The organism is Mycobacterium sp., assembly GCF_036488105.1.
In the GTDB taxonomy this organism is placed as follows: Bacteria; Actinomycetota; Actinomycetes; order Mycobacteriales; family Mycobacteriaceae; genus Mycobacterium.
In genome coordinates this window covers 1-20029 of record NZ_DASXHW010000463.1, presented here as the reverse complement: position 1 = coordinate 20029, position 20029 = coordinate 1, and the positions used below count along the sequence as shown (strand labels likewise).

The following is a 20029-nucleotide window of genomic DNA, read 5'->3' as shown; positions in this document are numbered from 1 at the left end:
GCTGCGCACCACGGCGATCCGCCATGGCGACGAGTACATCGTCAACGGCCAGAAGGTCTTCACCACCGGTGCGCACGACGCCGACTACATCTGGCTGGCCTGCCGTACCGATCCGGAAGCGGTTAAGCACAAAGGTATTTCGATCCTGATTGTCGACACCAAGGATCCCGGCTACTCGTGGACGCCGATCATCCTGTCCGACGGCGCGCACCACACCAACGCCACCTACTACAACGACGTCCGGGTTCCTGCCGACATGCTGGTCGGCGAGGAGAACGGCGGTTGGCGGCTGATCACCACTCAGCTCAACAACGAGCGGGTGATGCTCGGGCCGGCCGGCCGGACTGCGGGTATCTACGACCGGCTGCACGACTGGGCGTCCAAGCCGGGTGGCGACGGGGTCACCCCCATCGACCACCAAGACGTCAAGCGCGCGCTCGGTGAGATCTACTCGATGTGGCGGGTCAACGAACTGCTCAACTGGCAGGTGGCCGCCGCCGGTGAAGAGATCAACGTGGCCGACGCCGCGTCGACGAAAGTCTTTGGTACCGAGAGCATTCAGTACATCGGTCGTCTTGCCGAGGAGATCGTCGGCAAGTACGGCAACCCCGCTGAGTCGGCTACTGCCGAGCTGCTGGACTGGCTCGACTCGCAGACCAAGCGCAACCTGGTGATCACCTTCGGTGGAGGCGTGAACGAAGTGATGCGAGAGATGATCGCGGCGTCCGGCCTCAAAGTGCCGAGGGTGCCCAGATGACGGATATCCACGAGGCCCTCGCGGATATCAAAGCCACCGTCGTCGCCAAGCCGCGTGTCGGCCGCGATCCGGTGAACCAGCCGATGGTCAATAGCTGGGTCGAAGCCATCGGCGACACCAACCCGATCTACCGGGATGATGACGCGGCTCGCGCGGTCGGCCACCCCGGAATTGTCGCTCCACCGGCCATGATTCAGGTGTGGACGATGTTCGGCCTGGCTGGCGAACGTCCGACCGACGATCCCATGGGCCCGATCATGAAGCTGATGGACGACAACGGCTACATCGGCGTGGTCGCGACGAACTGCGAGCAGACGTATCACCGGTACCTGCGACCCGGCGAGGAAGTCAGCATCTCCTCGGAGATGGGCGACGTGGTCGGACCCAAGCAAACCGGCCTCGGCGAGGGTTGGTTCATCAACCAGCACATCGTGTGGCGAGTCGGCGACGAAGACGTCGCCGAAATGAACTGGCGGATACTTAAATTCAAGCCCAGCGAATCGCAGGACGCGACCGGTGTGGTGCCCGACGACTTGGACGCCGACTCGATGATGCGGCCCTCGGAATCCAAGGACACCAAGTTCTTCTGGGATGGCGTCAATGCGCATGAGCTGCGGATCCAGAAGCGGTCCGACGGCAGCCTGCAGCACCCTCCGGTACCGGCCATCTGGCAGGACAAGGAAGTCCCGACTGACTACGTGGTGGCCAGCGGCAAAGGCACCGTGTTCAGCTTCGTGGTGCATCACGCTCCGAAGGTGCCCGGCCGCACGCTGCCGTTCGTCATCGCGCTCGTGCAGTTGGAAGAGGGCGTGCGGATGCTGGGCGAGCTACGCAACATCGACCCCGCCACCGTGGAGGTTGGAATGCCGGTCAGGGCAACGTATATCGACTTCCCCGCCAATGACATCGGCCCGGCGTGGACGCTGTACGCGTGGGAGCCCGACGTATGAGCGCCCCGACCATAGAGGTCGGCACGAAGCTGCCGGAGCTGGCCTTCTACGGCGACCCGACGTTCGTCATCTCGACGGCGATCGCCACCCGCGACTACCAGGACGTCCACCACGACCGGGACAAGGCACAGGCCAAGGGTTCCAAGGACATCTTCGTCAACATCCTCACCGACACCGGCCTGGTCCAGCGCTACATCACCGACTGGGCCGGCCCTTCAGCGTTCATCAAGTCGATCGGTCTGCGGCTGGGCGTGCCGTGGTACGCCTACGACACCGTGACGTTCAAAGGCGAAGTCACCGCGGTCGACGACGGGTTGATCACGTTGAAAATCGTTGGCAGCAACAGCCTTGGCGATCACGTCGTCGCGAACGCGACGTTGACCATCGGAGGTTCTGATGGTTGGTGAACTTTCCGGCAAGGCCGCGATCGTCGGCATCGGCGCCACCGACTTCTCGAAAAACTCCGGCCGCAGCGAGCTTCGGCTCGCCGCCGAGGCCGTGCTGGACGCGCTCGACGACGCCGGCCTGAATCCCGGCGATGTCGACGGCATGGTCACCTTCACGATGGACTCCAACACCGAGGTCGCCATCGCGCGCGCCACCGGCATCGGGGATCTGAAGTTCTTCTCCAAGATCCACCACGGCGGCGGCGCCGCCTGCGCGACCGTCCAACAGGCGGCCATCGCGGTGGCGACCGGCGTCGCGGATTGCGTTGTGGCGTACCGCGCTTTCAACGAGCGGTCTGGTCAGAGGTTCGGCCAGGTACAGCTTCGGTTGGTGGAGAACGCCGATTCCACCGGCGTGGACAACTCGTTCTCGTACCCGCACGGGCTGTCGACACCCGCTGCGCAGGTAGCCATGATCGCCAAACGCTACATGCATCTATCGGGGGCGACCAGTCGCGACTTCGGGGCGATCTCGGTGGCCGATCGCAAGCACGCTGCTAACAATCCGAAAGCGTATTTCTACGAGAAGCCGATAACGATTGACGACCACCAGAATTCACGGTGGATCGCCGAGCCGTTGCGGCTGCTGGACTGCTGCCAGGAGACCGACGGTGCGGTCGCGATCATCGTGACCTCGGCCGAGCGGGCGAAGGATCTGAAGAATCGCCCGGCGATTATCGAGGGAGCGGCCCAAGGCTCGAGCCCGAACCAGTATTCGATGGTCAGCTACTACCGGCCGGAGCTCGACGGTCTGCCGGAGATGGGCCTGGTGGGTAAGCAGTTGTGGTCGCAGTCCGGTCTGAAGCCGACGGACATCCAGACCGCGATCCTCTACGACCACTTCACGCCGTTCACCCTCATTCAGTTGGAAGAGTTAGGATTCTGCGGTTGGGGAGAGGCCAAGGAGTTCATCGCCGACGGCGCCATCGAAATCGGTGGGCGACTGCCGATCAACACCCACGGCGGGCAACTCGGTGAGGCCTACATCCACGGCATGAACGGCATCGCCGAGGGAGTGCGGCAACTGCGGGGCACATCGGTCAACCCGGTGCCCGATGTCGAGCATGTGCTCGTCACGGCCGGCACCGGAGTGCCGACCTCCGGCCTGATCCTGGGCTAAGACGCCGGCGTCAACTGGTGAACGGGTCGCGTGCGCCGAATGTGCGGCCAGCCGCACAGCCGAGCCCGAGTGTGCGGCGAGCCGCCCTACGGCGACATGTGGACGGCTGAAGTGACGATGGCGGTACCCCGTGCAAAGGTGCGGCGATGTTGGAGCCGTTCATCGGAAGCGAGGCCGTCGCCGCGGGAGCGCTGACGAAAACGCAACTGACTACACGGTGTCGACGATTGTTTTCGGACGTCTATGTCATGCGAGACATCGATGTTGATGCGGGGGTTCGCGCGAAGGCCGGTTGGCTCTGGAGCCGACGTCGCGGTGTCATCGCGGGCTTTTCCGCCGCCGCCTTGCTCGGCAGCAGGTGGGTCGACGATCGCCGGGTCGTTGAGCTAATACACGACAATCGGCGGAATCCACCTGGTATCCAGACACACCGCGACCGTATTGAAGGCGATGAGATCGTCCTGTTAGCTGGCATGGCAGTCACCTCGCCGGCGCGGACGGCATTGGACTTCGGTTGCTGGTACCCAACCATGACCGCGGTCGCTGGAATGGATGCGCTCGCAAGAGCAGTCGAAGTCAAGGCAGTCGATGTCGAGCTGCTGGCTCGCAGATACCCGGGGCGCAGAGGCGTGGGACGTGCGCGCAAAGCTATCGAGCTCTTCGACCCGGGCGCCCAATCACCCAAAGAGTCGTGGCTGCGCGTCGTCTTGATCCAGGCGGGGCTGCCTCGACCGCAAACGCAAATCCCCGTCCGCGACGAGTTCGGTAATCCATTCGCCTACCTGGACATGGGCTGGGAGGACGTCAAAGTAGCGGTTGAGTACGACGGCGAACAACATCGCAGCGATCGCCGGCAATACAGTTGGGACGTTCGGAGGTTGGAAACGCTTGAGCGCCTGGGCTGGATCGTCATACGAGTGTTGGCAGGAGACCGCCCCGCCGAAATTATAAGCCGTGTTCGTGGGACATTGGCTCGTCGAATGTGCTGCTAGCGGAGCGCTCGAAGCCGAGTGTGCGGCCAGCGGAGCGCTCGGCGCACGCAGCATCACAGACGGCGCAGAGAGGCTAAGCCGGGACAAGCTCCACCCCGGTGAGCACGACGGCGTTCTCGCGAGCCGGCGCGGTGACGGTGGCCAGCAGCCGCCCATCCTCTTTCCACACGGCGGCCTTCAGCGTCTCGCCCGGGTACGCGACGCCGGTGAACCGTGCGCCGTAGGAGCCGACAGCGCCTGCATCGCCGTCGAGTACCGCGTCGGTAAGTGCCTTACAGGTCATGCCGTAAGTGCACAAGCCGTGCAGGATTGGCCGTGGAAACCCTGCCGCAGAGGCGAATTCGGGATCCGAGTGCAGCGGATTGCGATCGCCGCAGAGCCGGTAGAGCAGCGCCTGCTGGGGCAGCACCGGGATGTCGAGTTCGAGGTCCGGCGCTCGGTCCGGTGCGGCCGTCGAGGTCGACGACCCACGGTCGCCACCGAACCCGCCTTCGCCGCGAGCGAAGATCGAACGCCGTTGCGTCCACAGCAGCGTCCCGTCCGGTGCGGTCACACGGGTCTCGGACCAGATCACCGCGGCCTTGCCCTTGTCCCAGATGTCGGTGAAGCGGGTGACGGCCTTCGCCGAACCCGACGGCGGCAGCGGCGCTGGCGCGGTGACCTGCTCGCTGGCATGCAGAACCTTGCTCAGCTCGATGTCGATACCGGGGAACTGCACTGTCGGCGGCTTGGTGGCGTGGAAGGTCGCTGCCACGTTGCCGAACGTCGGCAGCACTTGCGGTGTGTCGTCGATGAGGTAGCGCAACTCGCGGGCGTCCATCGGATCGGCGCCGGCACCCAGTCCGAGGTGATAGAGCTGCACATCGCTACTGCTCCAAGCAAATTCGATCGGCTCGAGCTCGGCGGCCAGTGCGACGTCGGGATCGATCGGCATGTCAGCGTTCTCCGGCGATGTGCAGGGCGGCAATGTAGCCGAAGGTCATGGCGGGGCCGATGGTTCCGCCCGGCCCGGGGTAGGTGTGCCCCATCACCGGCGCGCTCACATTGCCCGCCGCGTACAAGCCGTCGATCACACTGCCGTCGTCACGCAACGCGCGCCCGTGCACATCGGTGCGAATGCCGCCCTTTGTGCCCAGGTCGCCCGGAACCATCTTGGCGGCGTAGTACGGCGGGTGGCTGATCTCGCCGAGATTCGGGTTCGGCTTGTTCGTCGGGTCGCCGTAGTACCTGTCGTAGGCGCTCTCGCCGCGGTGATAGTCGGTATCGACACCCGAGCGCGCGAAGGCGTTGAAACGCTGGACCGTCGCGTTGAATTCCTCGGCCGGCAGGCCGACTTTGGCGGCCAGCTCGTCGAGCGTATCCGCCTGAACGATCACACCGGACTCCATCCACTTACGCGGAATGCGCTGTCCTGGTTGCAATCCAGCAAAAATATAGCGGTCGCGGTACTGCTGGTCGAACACCAGCCACGCCGGGATGTTCTCCCCCGGGCCCGGGCCCTGGCCGTACTCGCCGCCATACATGTGGTGACACGCTTCGACGTACGGCATGGATTCGTTCATGAATCGCTGGCCGGACGTGTTGACGATGATCGAGCCGGGAGAGTTGCGCTCCGACAACGCGAACCACGGTGCACCGACCAGTGGGACGGTCGGCCCCCACCAGGCGTCCTCCATGATGTCGAGTGCGGCGCCGAGCTTTTCGGCGGCGAGAATTCCGTCGCCGGTGTTGGCCTTCGCGCCGACTGTCCACTCGGTGGTGATCGGTGCACGCTGGTATTTGACCCGCATCTGTTCGTTGTGCTCGAACCCGCCGCTGCCGAGGATCACTGCCTTTCGGGCTCGAATGAGTTGTGGTTCAGCAGCTTCCGACTGTTCGGTATCGCGAACGTAGACACCGCGGACTGCCCCGTCCTCGACGTAGAGGTCGGTCAGCGCGGTGTTGAGTTGTACGGGTACACCGGCCTTTTGGAGACCGATCCGAAGCGGCCCGATCAGAGCGCGTCCCATACCGACCAGGGCCTGACCGGTCGCCTTCGCCCACATGGTGCGTGCGCCGACCTTGATGCTGCGCAGCACGCCGCGTGGATGACGCTTGAGCTGGTTCAGTCGCACGTAGTCCTGTTGCATCACAACGACGTTGAGCGGGACCTTGCCGTATGGCGGTTCCAGCCCGTGTAGATCGGCCCCGAGCTTTTTGGCGTTGAACGGCTTCGGCTCGATGGAACGGCCGCCGGCCCGACCACCCGGGGCTTCGGGGTAGTAGTCGGCGTATTGCGGCACCCAGCACATCTTCAGCGGCGAGTGCTTCAGCACGAACGACAGCATCTCGGGGCTGCGTTCGAGGTAGGTGTCGATCCGCTCCGCTTCGACGACGTCACCGATGATTCCGTGCAGATATGTGCGGGCCGCTTGCGCGGTGTCCTTGACGCCGTCGCGCTGCAGGATTTCGTTGTTGGGAATCCACACGCCACCGCCGGAGCGCGCGGTGGAGCCGCCGTAATGGGCGGCCTTCTCGATGACTATTGTCGAGAGACCCCGGTGGGCGGCAGCAAGGGCAGCCACCATGCCGGCGCCGCCGCTCCCGACCACGACGACGTCGTACTCCTGAGCTGTCATGTAGAACACGTTATAGAATTGCCAGGGCCGGGCGCTACTGCCCCGGTCAAACGAGTGAGGGGACTTCGGCGAAATGATCTCGGTAGCCGCCCGCGATGAGTTGGCCGCCGACCTCGCACAGGCCGAGCGGAGCCGCCAACCGGTCGCGCCGCTGACGGCCGGGCATCCCGAGATCGACGTCGTCGACGCCTACGAAATCCAGCTGATCAACATCCGCCAGCGGGTCGCCGAGGGCGCCCGGGTGGTGGGCCACAAAGTGGGCCTGTCGTCGCTGGCGATGCAGCAGATGATGGGTGTCGACGAGCCGGACTACGGGCACTTGCTCGACGAGATGCAGGTCTTCGAGGACGTCCCGGTCAAGGCGAACAAGTACCTCTACCCGCGGGTGGAAGTCGAGGTGGGCTTCATCCTGGCTCACGATCTGCCCGGCGCGAACTGCACCGAAGACGATGTCCTGGCCGCGACCGAAGCGTTCGTGCCCTCCATCGAGCTGATCGACACCAGGATCACCGACTGGAAGATCGCACTCTGCGACACCATCGCCGACAACGCGTCGTCTGCCGGTTTCGTGCTGGGCGCGGCGCGGGTCGCGCCTGCCGACGTCGATATCAAGTCGATCGACGCGGTGCTCACGTCGAACGGCGACGTGGTGGCCGAGGGTCGCAGCGACGCGGTGCTGGGAAATCCGGTGACGGCGGTGGCGTGGCTGGCCCGCAAGGTGGAAAGCTTTGGGGTGCGGCTTCGGGCCGGCGACATCGTGTTGCCCGGCTCGTGTACCCGAGCCATCGACGCCCGCCCCGGCGACAACTTCGTCGCAGATTTCGACGGCCTTGGGTCCGTCCGGTTGTCTTTCGAGTAAAGGAGCGTCCATGCCGTCGAAGATGAGTGTGGCCATCGTCGGATCGGGCAACATCAGCACCGATCTGCTCTACAAGCTGCTGCGCTCGGAGTGGCTGGAACCGCGCTGGATGGTGGGCATCGATCCGGAGAGCGAAGGCTTGGCTCGGGCTCGCAAGCTGGGACTGGAGACCACCCACGAAGGTGTCGACTGGCTGCTGGCGCAGTCCGAGAAGCCCGACATGGTGTTCGAGGCGACCAGCGCCTACGTCCACCGGGACGCGGCGCCGAAGTATGAAGCCGCCGGCATCCGGGCCATCGACCTGACTCCCGCCGCGGTCGGCCCGGCAGTGATCCCGCCGGCCAACCTGCGCGAGCACCTCGACGCGCCGAACGTCAACATGATCACCTGTGGGGGACAGGCGACCATCCCCATCGTCTACGCGGTGTCGCGCGTCGTCGACGTGCCCTACGCGGAGATTGTCGCCTCGGTGTCGTCGGTCTCGGCCGGGCCTGGCACGCGCGCCAACATCGACGAGTTCACCAAGACCACGTCGCGTGGTGTTGCGACCATCGGCGGCGCCAAGCGCGGCAAGGCGATCATCATCCTGAACCCGGCTGACCCGCCAATGATCATGCGCGACACCATTTTCTGCGCGATCCCCGAAGACGCTGATCGGGATGCGATCGCCCAGTCGATTCGCGATGTCGTCGCCGAGGTGCAGACCTATGTGCCCGGCTACCGGATGCTCAACGACCCGCAATTCGACGACCCGTCGATGCACTCGGGAGGCCAGGCGCTGGTCACCACGTTCGTCGAGGTCGAAGGCGCCGGCGATTACCTGCCGCCCTACGCGGGCAACCTCGACATCATGACCGCGGCGGCTACCAAGGTCGGCGAGGAAATCGCCAAAGAATCCCTGTCCGCGGCAGCGGGAGGAGCAAAGGCATGAGCGACATCTTCTTCAACCCGATCTGGGACGTCAGGATGACCGACACGTCCCTGCGCGACGGCTCTCACCACAAGCGTCACCAGTTCACCAGGGACGAGGTCGGCGCCATCGTGGCCGCGCTCGACAACGCGGGCGTGCCGGTCATCGAGGTGACACACGGCGACGGGCTGGGTGGCTCGAGCTTCAACTACGGGTTCTCCAAGACGCCCGAGCAGGAGCTGATCAAGCTCGCCGCCGAGACCGCCAAAGAGGCCAAGATCGCCTTCCTGATGCTGCCCGGCGTCGGCACCAAGGAGGACATCAAAGAGGCGCAGAACAATGGCGGCTCGATCTGCCGGATCGCCACCCACTGCACCGAGGCCGACGTCTCGATCCAGCACTTCGGGCTGGCCCGCGAGTTGGGCCTGGAAACCGTCGGGTTCCTGATGATGTCCCACACCATCCCACCGGAGAAACTGGCAGCACAGGCCCGCATCATGGCCGACGCCGGCTGCCAGTGCGTCTACGTCGTCGACTCGGCCGGGGCGCTGGTTTTGGACGGCGTGAGCGACCGGGTCGCGGCGTTGGTCGCCGAACTCGGCGACGACGCCCAGGTCGGTTTCCACGGGCACGAGAACCTCGGGCTGGGTGTGGCCAACTCGGTGGAGGCCGTTCGGGCCGGCGCCAAGCAGATCGACGGATCCTGCCGCCGGTTCGGTGCGGGTGCAGGCAACGCGCCGGTCGAGGCGCTGATCGGCGTCTTCGACAAGATCGGCGTCAAGACTGGGATCGACTTCTTCGACATCGCCGACGCTGCCGAGGATGTGGTGCGCCCTGCCATGCCGGCCGAATGCCTACTCGACCGCAACGCGCTGATCATGGGGTATTCCGGGGTGTACTCCAGTTTCCTCAAGCACGCCGTTCGCCAGGCTGAGCGCTACGGCGTTCCGGCCCACCAGTTGCTGCACCGGGCCGGCCAGCGCAAGCTGATCGGCGGCCAGGAAGACCAGCTCATCGACATTGCGCTGGAGATCAAGCGCGAACAAGCCGCGAGCGGGCGGGACGCCGTCACACACTAGTTTCACAGCTCCAGCACGGGTGGCGCTAACGCTGCCGCGAGTACTCTCGACTTCTACATCGAAGCAACAGCCGGTGCCCAAAGGAGCAATCCGATGACCATGTCTTCCGCAACCCCACGGTCCGTTCGCCGCGGACTGTTCGGTCTGCTCGCTGGTGGCCTGTTGAGTGCCTCGGCCGCGGCGCTCATTGCGTTGCCCGTGGCGAACGCTCAGTGCGATCAGACCGTGGGTAATTCCATCGACTCGTACCTAAAGCAGCATCCCGACCTCCACCAGCAGCTGCAGGCCAAGTCCAAGGCTGAGGGAGGCAACGGCAGCGTCATCGACTACCTCAATCGGCACCCCGATGTGCGGCAGCATCTGATCGACCTATCGCAGCAGTGCGCGCCGTAGCCCAGCAGTGAATCGGCGTCGTCGCTGAACTCCGCGGCAACACGCGGAGATGTTCGCCCATTGACGAAAACTAGAACACGTTCTAGCGTCGAGTCGTGTTTTCCCAGCCGCTAACCGACGCCATCGCCGAGGCCGAAGAACTGGTCGCCGCCGCACCGCATATCGAGACCGAAGCCGACCTGCTGGAGGGGCTGCAATACCTCGCCGGTTGTATAGCGGCCTGCGAGCACATGGTGTTCGACTACGACCGCGATCACCCGATGCTGCTCTCGGGCACCGGGCCGTTCACCAAGATGGGCCTGGACAACCCGGACACCCTCTATTTCGGCTGCCGCGTGCAACCAAACCACGACTACCTGGTCACCGGGGTCCGCGGAAGCACAACGGATCTGAGTTTCCAGCTGCTCGGCGGCGAATACACCGACGACAACGTGCCCGCCAGCCAGGCCGCGTTCGACGACCGCGAGCTCGAGATCGCCGCCGACGGCACCTTCCAATGGCAGGTCCGGCCCACCAGTCCCGGCCAGTTGGTGATCCGAGAGGTCTACGGCGACTGGGCGGCGCGGCGTGGGACGGTGTCCATCTCGCGAGCGGATACCGCCGGCACCGCGCCGCCGCCGCTGACCCGCGCAGCTATCGAAAAGCGTTACGCGACAACGGGAAAGCAGCTCGTCAACCGAATCAAGACCTGGCTGCAATTCCCACAGTGGTTCTATCTGGACATCCCGATCAACACCATGGTGGCACCGCGGTTGACGCCCGGCGGTTTGGCCACCCAGTACTCCTCGGTCGGACACTTCGACCTGCAGCCCGATCAGGCTCTGATCATCACGCTGCCGGTGACCGATGCGCCCTACCTCGGGTTCCAGCTGGGCAGCATGTGGTACATCTCGCTGGACTACATCAACCACCAGACGTCGCTGAACAACACTCAGGCGCAAGCGGATCCGGACGGCAAGGTCCGCATCGTGGTCGCCGATCAGAATCCCGGGGTCACCAACTGGGTCGAAACGCTCGGGCACCGCCGTGGTTTCCTGCAGTTCCGCTGGCAGCGGGTGTCGCGTCAACTCACCGAGGCCGACGGCCCGACCGTCGAGTTGGTGGACCTCGACGCACTACCGGCTTCCTTGCCGCACTTTGAGCACAATAAGATCTCTGACGATGACTGGCGTACACGAATAGCGTTGCGCCAACAGCAAATTGCAGCCAGGATGTTGGGGTAGCCATGACCGGAATGCTCGAGAACAAAGTTATCGTGATCAGCGGCGTCGGGCCCGGCCTCGGCACCACACTGGCGCATCGGTGTGCCCGCGACGGCGCCGAGTTGGTGTTGGCGGCACGAACTGTCGAACGCTTGGAAGATCTCGCCGCAAAGCTCAACGACGGCGGGCACAAGACGTTGGCGGTGCGCACCGACATCACCGATGATGACGACGTTGCCGCCCTCGTCGAGTCCGCCACCGCGCACTTCGGCAAAGTTGATGTGTTGATCAACAACGCATTCCGGGTGCCGTCGATGAAACCGTTGGCCGGCACCAGTTTCCAGCACATCCGCGACGCGATAGAACTCAGCGCGCTCGGTGCGTTGCGTCTGATCCAGGCCTTCACGCCGGCGCTGGAACAGTCGAATGGTGCTATCGTCAATGTCAACTCGATGGTGTTGCGGCACTCACAGGCGAAATACGGCGCGTACAAGATGGCCAAGTCGGCGCTGCTGTCGATGTCGCAGTCGTTGGCCACCGAACTCGGCGAGAAGGGTATCCGGGTCAATTCCGTTGCACCCGGCTATATCTGGGGCGAGACGCTGCAGGCCTACTTCGAGCACCAAGCGGGCAAGTACGGCACCAGTGCAGACCAGATCTATCAGGCCACCGCGGCCAACTCCGACCTCAAGCGGCTGCCGACCGAAGACGAGGTGGCGTCGGCGATCATGTTCATGGCCAGCGACCTGTCCAGTGGCATCAGCGGGCAGACGCTCGACGTGAACTGCGGCGAGTACCACACCTGATGGCCGAACGCACCGACATTGCGACCGTCGACGAGTTGCATGCCTCGGCCACCAAGCTGACCGGGCTCGACGACTTCGGCGTTGACAACGACAACTATCGCGAAGCGCTGGGCGTGCTGCTGGACTCCTACCGGCAAGATGCCGGCCTTACGGTGTTGGGCAGCAAAATGAATCGGTTCTTCTTGCGCGGCGCCCTGGTGGCCCGGCTGTTGTCGGAATCCGCGTGGAAGCAGTACCCGCAGCATGCAGAAGTCGCCGTCAAGCGGCCCTTCTTCGTCACCGGGCTGGTGCGGACCGGCACCACGGCGCTGCATCGGCTGCTCGGCGCCGACCCGGCGGCGCAGGGTCTGCACATGTGGCTGGCCGAATTCCCGCAGCCGCGCCCGCCGCGCGACACCTGGGAATCCCATCCGCTGTATCGCCAGCTCGACGCCCAGTTCACCCAGCACCATGAAGACAACCCCGGCTATACCGGCCTGCACTTCATGGCCGCCTACGAGCTCGAGGAATGCTGGCAGCTGCTGCGCCAGTCGCTGCATTCGGTGTCCTACGAGACACTGGCGCATCTGCCGACTTACTCAAAGTGGTTGGCGCAACAGGATTGGACGCCGGCGTATCAGCGGCATCGCAAGAACCTTCAGCTGATCGGGCTCAACGATGCCGACAAGCGGTGGGTGCTGAAGAACCCGAGCCACCTGTTCGCACTCGACGCGTTGATGACGACGTATCCCGACGCCCTCGTGATCCAGACGCATCGGCCGGTCGACACGATCATGGCCTCGATGTGCTCGCTGGCGCAGCACACCACCGACGGCTGGTCGACGAAGTTCGTCGGCGCCCAAATCGGCACTGACGCAATGGAGACCTGGTCGCGTGGTCTGGAACAATTCACCACCGCACGGGCGAAATACAACCCGGCCCAGTTCTACGATGTCGACTACCGGGAGCTGATCGCTGATCCGATCGGCACGGTGGCCGACATCTACCGCAAATTCGATATCCCGCTCACCAACGAGGCCCGGCAGGCCATGGAAGACATTCACGCCGAAAGCCAAACCGGTGCAAGGGCTCCCAAGCACAGCTATTCGCTGGCCGACTACGGGCTGACCGCCGAAGCCGTCAAGGAGCGCTTCGCCGGGCTGTGATGCTCAGCCGTCGCCGGCGGGCGGCGCGGTGGACACCGCTTCCAGACATCCTTCGGCGACCGCGTGTTCGATGCTGTCGCCCAATTTCGGGCAGGAGCGAGTCCGCGCGCTGTGCGCCCCGGTCGCGCGTAGCTCGGCGAAATAGGCGCAGCGCTGCGATGCGTCGGTATTCCATTGCACCGCAGTGTGTCCCGGGCCCAGCCGCTTGACGTCCACCGTCGCGTGGCAGAACCGGCAGTCGATCGGCTGCAGGCCCGATGTCAGATAGCGGGCGCGGTCAGCCTGAGTAGCCGCGGCGACCGCCGCGGCGCGCTCCGGATCGTCGGGGAAAGCCGTTGCCTTGGACCAGGATCCGCCACGCCTACCGCTGACGGCCGGATCCGGCTCGTCGTGGCTGTCGTGATCGCCATGGAGCATCAGCATCGACCGAGCTAACCGGTCGACGTCGGGCGGCTGGTCGCGCGGGCTCATGTGGCCGGCTGCTCCGCCTTCTCTTCAGCCTGCTTTTGCAGGTTCTTGTCGACCTCGACATGCCACTTCTCGTTCGCGATGGTGGTGTCGACCTCGATTTCGAAGCGGTCCGTCATATCCGGCGTGACATCGGCGATGTCGACGTAGAACTGCTGGTACCACCGCCGCATCTGATACACGGCTCCGTCTTCTTCGACCAGCAGTGGGTTATCGATGCGAGTCTTGTGCTTCCAGATTTCGACGTCCTGCAGGAAGCCCTTGCTGACGCCCTCGGTGAAGACCGTGGCCAGCTTGTTGGTCATCTTCTCGTCCATGCCCTTGGGCTTTTCGACGATGACGCCCCACTGCAGCACGAACGAATCCTGGGTCACCGGGTAGTGGCAGTTGATCAGAATCGACTCGGCCTTGTAGTCGCCGTACTTGTTGTGCAGCCAGTTGATCATGAACGACGGGCCGAAGTATGACGCCTCGGAATCCAGGTGGGCCTCACCGTAGGAGGTGCCCAGATCGTTGACGTCGGGCCGGCCGACGTTGTGCAGGTACTGCGAGGCGACGTGGCCTTCGAAGACGTTCTTGAAGTATGTCGGCAGACCGAAGTGGATGTAGAAGAAGTGCGCCATGTCGGTGACGTTGTCGATGATCTCGCGGCAATTCGAGCCCTCGATGAGCATCGAATTCCAACGCCAGTCGGTCCACTCGTCGCTGGCGAACTCGGGGAGTTCGGGGATGCGCAACTCCGGCGGCGGCGGGTTGCCCTCGTGGTCGTGCCAGACGTACAGCAGCCCACTGCGAACGTCGGTCGTCCAGGATCGGGTACGGGCCAGTCGAGGGGTCCGCTTCGCATAGGGCACCAGCTTGCATTTGCCGTCGCCGCCCCAGCGCCAGTCGTGGAACGGGCAGGCGACCTCGTCACCCTTAATGGTGCCCTGTGCCAGGTTGCCGCCCATGTGCCGGCAGTAACCATCCAGCACGTGCAGATCGCCGTGCGAGTCGGCGAACACCACGAGGTGAGTGCCGAACGCCTCGATCCCGTGCGGCTCGCCGTCCCGGTAATCCTTGACCGGGCCAAGGCAGTGCCAGCCGCGGGCATACCGGTCGGGCAGGGTGCCGGCGTCGATCTCGCGAACACCGGCAGTGTCGGTCGCCATGACGCCTCCAGGTTTCTTGGCTTCTAACTAGAACACGTTACAGTTTTTCCCTGTGATAGCGCAATGACGCGGACATTTACGGCCCGGCAATCGGCGTATCGCTGCCGGTTACCCGCCCTGCGGTATATCTGAACGATGCCTCTGTTCGCCTTCGAAGGCCGATCGCCGCGGGTTGATCCCACCGCTTTCGTCGCCCCAACCGCCACCCTGATCGGCGATGTGACGGTCGAGGCCGGCGCGTCGGTGTGGTTCAACACCGTGCTGCGCGCCGACTACGGACCCGTGATCGTCCGTGAGGGCGCCAACGTGCAGGACGGGTCGGTACTGCACTCACCGCCCGGCATCCCGGTCGACGTCGGTCCCGGAGCGACCGTGGCGCACATGTGCATCATCCACGGTGCCCATATCGGCGCCGAGGCGCTGATCGCCAACCACGCCACCGTCCTCGACGGCGCGGTGATCGGCGCACGCAGCCTGATTGCGGCGGGCGCATTGGTGACCGGCGGCACCAAGATCCCCGACGAGGTACTGGTGGTCGGAGCTCCGGCCACCATCAAGGGCCCGATCGCGGGGACCGGCGCCGAGATGTGGGTGAGGGTGAACCCGAAGGCATACCAAGATCTGGCCCAGCGTTATCTGGCTGGGCTGGAACCGATTTAGGCTTATCGCATCCAGTCCGGCGTCACCGAGAGCCCATTGTGGTGACGGTATTCGGCGATGGCTTTGAGATTTTTCATCTCCAGCAAATGACCGGCACCGAACATGTCCCAGAAGTCTCCCACCCATACCGGGCGCTCCGGCGGGCTGGCATCTGGATACGGGTTGCGGTCGTAGAACGGATGATGACAGTTCGTCCACAGCACCACCGAGCCCGGCTTGTCCAGCACGGTTTGCGCGTCGATGATGCGCATCAGGTAAATCATCCAAAGATGCTTGCCCTGGTCCCACGCGCAGTGATAGTCGACCGTACGTCCCTGCTCACTAGCCTCTGTGCGGACGTAGATTTCGGTCTCCGATCCCAACCGGTCGTAGGCGTGCCATAGGCCCGGCTCATCGGTTTCGGTGAACCCGCGCAGGCTATAGGTCCACTCTTCTAGGCAACGGGTATCGGCCATGTACGAGAACAGTTCGTCCGGCGGGCAGTCAATGTAGTCGTTGACGGTGCAGTATTGGCCGAACACTTCGTCGTGCGGGTACACCGAATGCATCATTTCCATGATCATCGGGGTCGCCTTCTCCCGCGGGCTGGTCTCGATTCGAGTTATCCCATCGACCGGCTGGGTGCTCCCGGTGTGGGCGAAGATATCTTCAAGCGCGGGCAGCGGCATCGGGTCGGCTCCTTCGTGGGCGTACGACGGTGACGGGAAGGTATCTCCTATCAAAAGCGTTGCAAACACGCGGATTTCGCGGGTAATGGGCTGAGCCGATTATACACAAAAGTTAATCTTCGGACCCCGCCTTTGTGTACGCTATTTATTGCGGATTACCGACTGGGACAAAGATTGCACACGGTTGAACCGATTGGGGTTCGGGCTCGTTGTATTGGTACCAGTGCCTTTGCGACACGGTCGCATGGGAGTGGCGGTCGGTCGCGCACAAATCGTCGCGGCCGACTCAATGCTGCGCTCTTGCGGGAGGACCATGAACATGCGACCCGACACCCGTGATGAGCCAAGTCGTTCGCTGACGATCGAGCTGCGCGATGTCGTTCGCGAGTACACGGTCGGCGGTCAGACAGTGCGTGCACTCGATGAGATAAGCCTGCGATTCGGGGGCGGCACGTTTGTCTCGATAGTGGGCCCGTCCGGCGCGGGCAAGAGCACGTTGCTGCACCTGCTCGGAGCCCTGGACTCGCCGGATTCCGGGTCAATCACATTCGATGGCGATGAGATTGGCCAACTCAGCGACGAAGAAAAGTCGAAATTCCGCCACCATCGCGTCGGGTTCGTCTTTCAGTTCTTCAACCTGCTGCCGACCCTGTCGGCATGGGAGAACGTGGCGGTCCCGAGAATGCTTGACGGCGTCCGGCTGGGCAAGGTCGAGTCGGATGCGGTTCGGCTGCTGGACCGGGTCGGGCTCGGCAACCGGACCCAGCATCGGCCGGCGGAATTGTCGGGAGGCCAAATGCAGCGGGTGGCGGTGGCCCGGGCGTTGATGATGGATCCTTCGCTGATCCTCGCCGACGAGCCGACCGGCAATCTCGACTCCGCCACAGGTGCTTCAATTTTGACGCTTCTTGCCGAGGTGGCGCGGGAAGACGGCGACCGTCGGCTGGTGGTGATGGTGACCCACAATTCCGATGCCGCGGCGATGACGGATCGGGTCATCACCCTGCAAGACGGACGTGTCGGCTCCGACGAGCTCTCAGCGGTCTCAGGATGAGACCCGGCTCGGCGATCGCTGCCTCGGCGAGCCGCCTACGGGTATTCAGTCTGCGTGAACTCGTCGTGCATCGTCGGCGTACGACGGCCTCGATCGCTGTAATGGCAGTTTCTGCAATGTATCTCGTCGCCGTCATCGGCATCTTCGGTTCGATCACCGGATCGGTGAACCGGATGGCCGATGGGATCGCCGGCGTCGCTGCACTCGAGGTATCGGGAATCACCGACGCGGGGTTTCCCGACACCATCACGGCCGATGTCGGCGCGGTTCCCGGCGTCGCGACTGCGGCACCGATGATTCGGACTTCTACCTCCACGACATCGGGTCCGGTGCTGATATTCGGCGCGGACGCGAGCAGTGCCGCGTTGGGCGGTGCCTTGAAAGACGCCGTGCAGAAGCCGTTGAAAAATCTGTCCGAGAATCCCAACGGTGTTCAGGTCGGCCCGCGGGTCGGTCATGCCAAAGGGCAGACGTTCCAGCTGGGCTCCGCTTCGGTCACGGTCACGGAGGTGCTCACCGGCAAGCAGCTCGCAGACCTCAACGGTGGCCACTACGTCCTGGCTCCACTTGCTCTGGCGCAGAACATAACTGGGCAAAAGGGCCAGCTCGACTCGATACTCATCACGACAAAGCCCGGTGCCGATCTCGGTGCAGTGCGGGCGGGGGTCACCGCAGCCGTCAAGGATCGGGCGATCGTCGCGGCTCCGAGCATGCGGGCAGTCCGGGCCGGTGATGGCGTCAAGCTGATGAACTACATGGCATTGATGGGCGCCGGGGTGGCGTTGGTGGTTGGCGCGTTCCTGGTGTACACGACGATGACGATGGCCATCACCCAGCGCCGGCCGGTGATCTCGATGCTCCGGGCGATCGGCGGCCGACGCACCACGATCGTTCGCGACCTACTTGCTGAGGCTGTCATTCTCGGGCTGATCGGCGGAGCGATCGGCTCAGGCATCGGAATAGTGATGGGCCGCGCGGCGATTGGTCGATTGCCACCGGCAATCACCCAGGGTTTGGAAGCTCGGGTCGAGTACTGGTTGCCTGGTTATGCGATACCGGTGGCTTTGGCAGCGACGGTCCTCACCGCTGTGGCGGCATCGGCGATGGCGGCCCGGCAGGTCTACAAGGTTTCACCGATCGAGGCCCTCGCGCCGGTTGGGGTTTCGGCCGCTGATTTCGTGCCGCGGTGGCTGCGGATGACATTCGGGATAGCAGCCGTCGCGGTGTTCGCGGCATCGATCGTCATCGTCGTCGACCGCCGCGGCAGCTTGGCCTTCGTTGCCGTCTTCGCGCTATTCAGCGCGGAGATCGCGCTCGGCTTCGCGCTGACCGCGGTCATGGTCAAGGCCGCATCCGCGACGGCCCGGGTTTTCGGCTCGGTTGGACCGCTGGCCGCGGCGACGATAGAGCGGGCGCCGCGGCGGGTCTGGGCCACGGTGATGACGGTGCTTATCGCCGTGGTCACCACTGTCGTGATAACTGGTACGAACGCCGACATGATCCGTTCGGCACGAGCCATTTTCGCGCCGGTCGCGGGCGTCGACGTGTGGGTGAGTGCCGATCCGCCCGACAGCTATCCGGTCAACGCGCTCCCGCAAGATCTCGCCGACAAGGTGGCGGTGGTGCCGGGGGTACGACAGGTCGTCAAGGGTGCATCCGGGTTCGCCGAGGTCGGCGGGACGCGCGTGATGCTCGACGGGTTTTCCGCCGGCACCGCCGACCCGCTCTACCGGGCGCTCGATGATCAGGTGCGCACTGCGGTGCTCGCGGGTCGGGGAGTGGTGCTGTCCCAAAACCTCGGCAAGACTCTGCACGTTCGAGCCGGCGACAAGCTCCCGCTGCAAACGCCGCACGGCCCACGGAGTACGACGGTGCTGGCCCTGGTCCCATCCTTCTCAACCGTCATCGGCACCGTCGGGATCACCCTCGACCTAATGCGGGAGTGGTTCGATCGTCCGGCAGCGACAGCACTTCAGGTCAACGCGGCCGCGGGTGTAGATCCGAATCGCCTGCTGGCCGACGTCCGCCACGCGGTGGCTGAGCCGAACTACGTATACAGCGGTCGCACCGCGCTGGCGGGCCTCGAGGCGCCACTGCATCAGAGCATGTTCATCGCCAACGCCGTGTGGATCATTGTTGTATTCGTCGCGGCGGTAGCACTTTTCAACACGTTGACGCTCTCGGTCCTCGAGCGGCGTCGCGAAATTGGTGTGCTACGGGCAATGGGAACCAGCAGGCGGTTCACCCTGCGGATGATCCTGGCGGAGGCGGCGGCCATCGGCATCGTCGGCGGTGTCTGCGGGCTGGTGTTCGGCCTGGCAGACCAGTGGCTCTACAGCCTCGTCAGCGGCGACATGATGAACTTCACTGTCGACTTCCGGCCGAGCCCGATGGCGCTCGTGTTCACCGTGGGCGCGCTGGCGATCAGCCTGCTCGGCTCGCTGCCGCCAGCGCGCCGCGCGGCGCGACTGAACATCATCGAAGCGGTCGGCGTGGACTAACCCGACCTCAGTTCAGCTTTCCAGCTCAGAGGCCGAAGAAGTTGTTCGCAACAAGGATGTCCCACAGTCCGGCGAGGGGATCCGTGAAAGGAATGGTGAACGAGCTGTCGAGGCTTGGCATCATCGTGTCGACGAACGTGTTGACGGTCACGCCGGCCTCCCCGATTCCCGTGTCGTCGGGCAGCGATATCCCCAACCCAGCCAAGAGATCCGAGGAGTCTTTTCCGGAAGTCAACACATCCGTGATGCC

Annotated in this window: 20 protein-coding genes and 1 pseudogene; 15 read left to right on the top strand and 6 right to left on the bottom strand. The window is 64.2% G+C overall.

Annotation, left to right across the window (positions count from 1 at the left end; all coding sequences use genetic code 11):
* The 5 genes and pseudogenes from fadE29 to VGH54_RS24315 form a co-directional block, all read left to right on the top strand.
* Positions 1-757: pseudogene (gene fadE29, locus VGH54_RS24335) on the top strand (acyl-CoA dehydrogenase FadE29); the annotation flags it as partial.
* Positions 754-1707 (top strand): bifunctional MaoC family dehydratase N-terminal/OB-fold nucleic acid binding domain-containing protein, encoded by a 954-nt coding sequence (locus VGH54_RS24330; RefSeq protein WP_331514687.1) that lies wholly within the window; start codon positions 754-756, stop codon positions 1705-1707. The pseudogene fadE29 and the gene VGH54_RS24330, both read left to right, overlap by 4 nt.
* The gene (locus VGH54_RS24325) at positions 1704-2114 is read left to right on the top strand and encodes a MaoC family dehydratase (RefSeq protein WP_331514686.1); all 411 of its coding nucleotides are present in this window, start codon (positions 1704-1706) and stop codon (positions 2112-2114) included. Before VGH54_RS24330 ends, VGH54_RS24325 begins: the two co-directional genes overlap by 4 nt.
* Positions 2104-3273, top strand: coding sequence for a lipid-transfer protein (locus VGH54_RS24320; protein ID WP_331514685.1), 1170 nt, complete (start codon positions 2104-2106; stop codon positions 3271-3273). Before VGH54_RS24325 ends, VGH54_RS24320 begins: the two co-directional genes overlap by 11 nt.
* 146 nt (positions 3274-3419) lie before the next feature.
* Positions 3420-4265 (top strand): endonuclease domain-containing protein, encoded by an 846-nt coding sequence (locus VGH54_RS24315; protein ID WP_331514684.1) that lies wholly within the window; start codon positions 3420-3422, stop codon positions 4263-4265.
* Positions 4266-4338: 73 nt separating this feature from the next.
* Here VGH54_RS24315 and VGH54_RS24310 read toward each other — a convergent pair whose 3' ends face one another.
* Both VGH54_RS24310 and kstD read right to left on the bottom strand, forming a co-directional pair.
* On the bottom strand, positions 4339-5199 hold the full coding sequence (locus tag VGH54_RS24310) for a MaoC/PaaZ C-terminal domain-containing protein (protein ID WP_331514683.1): 861 nt from the start codon (positions 5197-5199) through the stop codon (positions 4339-4341).
* 1 nt (position 5200) lies between these two features.
* Positions 5201-6883: a 3-oxosteroid 1-dehydrogenase gene (kstD, locus tag VGH54_RS24305; RefSeq protein ID WP_331514682.1), complete on the bottom strand. Its 1683-nt coding sequence runs from the start codon at positions 6881-6883 to the stop codon at positions 5201-5203.
* Between the two features lie 73 nt (positions 6884-6956).
* On the opposite strand from kstD, the gene VGH54_RS24300 reads away from it, so the two are divergent.
* From VGH54_RS24300 to VGH54_RS24270, 7 genes are all read left to right on the top strand, one after another.
* Positions 6957-7742 carry a 2-keto-4-pentenoate hydratase gene (locus VGH54_RS24300; RefSeq protein WP_331514681.1) on the top strand — a complete coding sequence of 262 codons (786 nt, stop codon included), beginning with the start codon at positions 6957-6959 and terminating at the stop codon, positions 7740-7742.
* A gap of 10 nt (positions 7743-7752) precedes the next feature.
* Complete coding sequence (locus tag VGH54_RS24295) at positions 7753-8673, top strand: acetaldehyde dehydrogenase (acetylating) (RefSeq protein ID WP_331514680.1); 921 nt, start codon at positions 7753-7755, stop codon at positions 8671-8673.
* A complete protein-coding gene (dmpG, locus tag VGH54_RS24290; protein ID WP_331514679.1) occupies positions 8670-9731 on the top strand; it encodes a 4-hydroxy-2-oxovalerate aldolase in 1062 nt (353 codons plus the stop codon). Before VGH54_RS24295 ends, dmpG begins: the two co-directional genes overlap by 4 nt.
* 93 nt (positions 9732-9824) lie before the next feature.
* Positions 9825-10124, top strand: a complete 300-nt coding sequence (locus VGH54_RS24285; RefSeq protein ID WP_414688788.1) for a hypothetical protein — start codon at positions 9825-9827, stop codon at positions 10122-10124.
* Between the two features lie 95 nt (positions 10125-10219).
* A complete protein-coding gene (locus VGH54_RS24280) occupies positions 10220-11347 on the top strand; it encodes a hypothetical protein (protein WP_331514678.1) in 1128 nt (375 codons plus the stop codon).
* Positions 11348-11349: 2 nt separating this feature from the next.
* A complete protein-coding gene (locus VGH54_RS24275) occupies positions 11350-12132 on the top strand; it encodes an SDR family oxidoreductase (protein WP_331514677.1) in 783 nt (260 codons plus the stop codon).
* Positions 12132-13277, top strand: coding sequence for a sulfotransferase (locus VGH54_RS24270; protein WP_331514676.1), 1146 nt, complete (start codon positions 12132-12134; stop codon positions 13275-13277). The genes VGH54_RS24275 and VGH54_RS24270 overlap by 1 nt, the downstream gene beginning before the upstream one ends.
* Positions 13278-13280: 3 nt before the next feature.
* Here the strand turns inward: VGH54_RS24270 and VGH54_RS24265 are convergent, their stop codons facing one another.
* A complete protein-coding gene (locus VGH54_RS24265) occupies positions 13281-13748 on the bottom strand; it encodes a hypothetical protein (protein ID WP_331514675.1) in 468 nt (155 codons plus the stop codon).
* Entirely contained in the window at positions 13745-14896 is a 1152-nt protein-coding gene (locus VGH54_RS24260; protein ID WP_331514673.1) for a Rieske 2Fe-2S domain-containing protein, read from the bottom strand. Before VGH54_RS24260 ends, VGH54_RS24265 begins: the two co-directional genes overlap by 4 nt.
* A gap of 135 nt (positions 14897-15031) precedes the next feature.
* On the opposite strand from VGH54_RS24260, the gene VGH54_RS24255 reads away from it, so the two are divergent.
* Entirely contained in the window at positions 15032-15556 is a 525-nt protein-coding gene (locus VGH54_RS24255) for a gamma carbonic anhydrase family protein (RefSeq protein ID WP_331514672.1), read from the top strand.
* Between the two features lie 2 nt (positions 15557-15558).
* Here the strand turns inward: VGH54_RS24255 and VGH54_RS24250 are convergent, their stop codons facing one another.
* On the bottom strand, positions 15559-16224 hold the full coding sequence (locus VGH54_RS24250) for an SRPBCC family protein (RefSeq protein ID WP_331514670.1): 666 nt from the start codon (positions 16222-16224) through the stop codon (positions 15559-15561).
* 355 nt (positions 16225-16579) lie between these two features.
* Between VGH54_RS24250 and VGH54_RS24245 the strand changes: the two genes are divergently transcribed.
* Together VGH54_RS24245 and VGH54_RS24240 are read left to right on the top strand one after the other, a co-directional pair.
* Positions 16580-17278, top strand: a complete 699-nt coding sequence (locus VGH54_RS24245; RefSeq protein ID WP_331514688.1) for an ABC transporter ATP-binding protein — start codon at positions 16580-16582, stop codon at positions 17276-17278.
* The gene (locus VGH54_RS24240) at positions 17275-19779 is read left to right on the top strand and encodes an ABC transporter permease (protein ID WP_331514669.1); all 2505 of its coding nucleotides are present in this window, start codon (positions 17275-17277) and stop codon (positions 19777-19779) included. Before VGH54_RS24245 ends, VGH54_RS24240 begins: the two co-directional genes overlap by 4 nt.
* A 25-nt stretch (positions 19780-19804) precedes the next feature.
* Here the strand turns inward: VGH54_RS24240 and VGH54_RS24235 are convergent.
* A partial coding sequence (locus VGH54_RS24235; protein ID WP_331514667.1) for a hypothetical protein occupies positions 19805-20029 on the bottom strand: 225 nt, incomplete at its 5' end.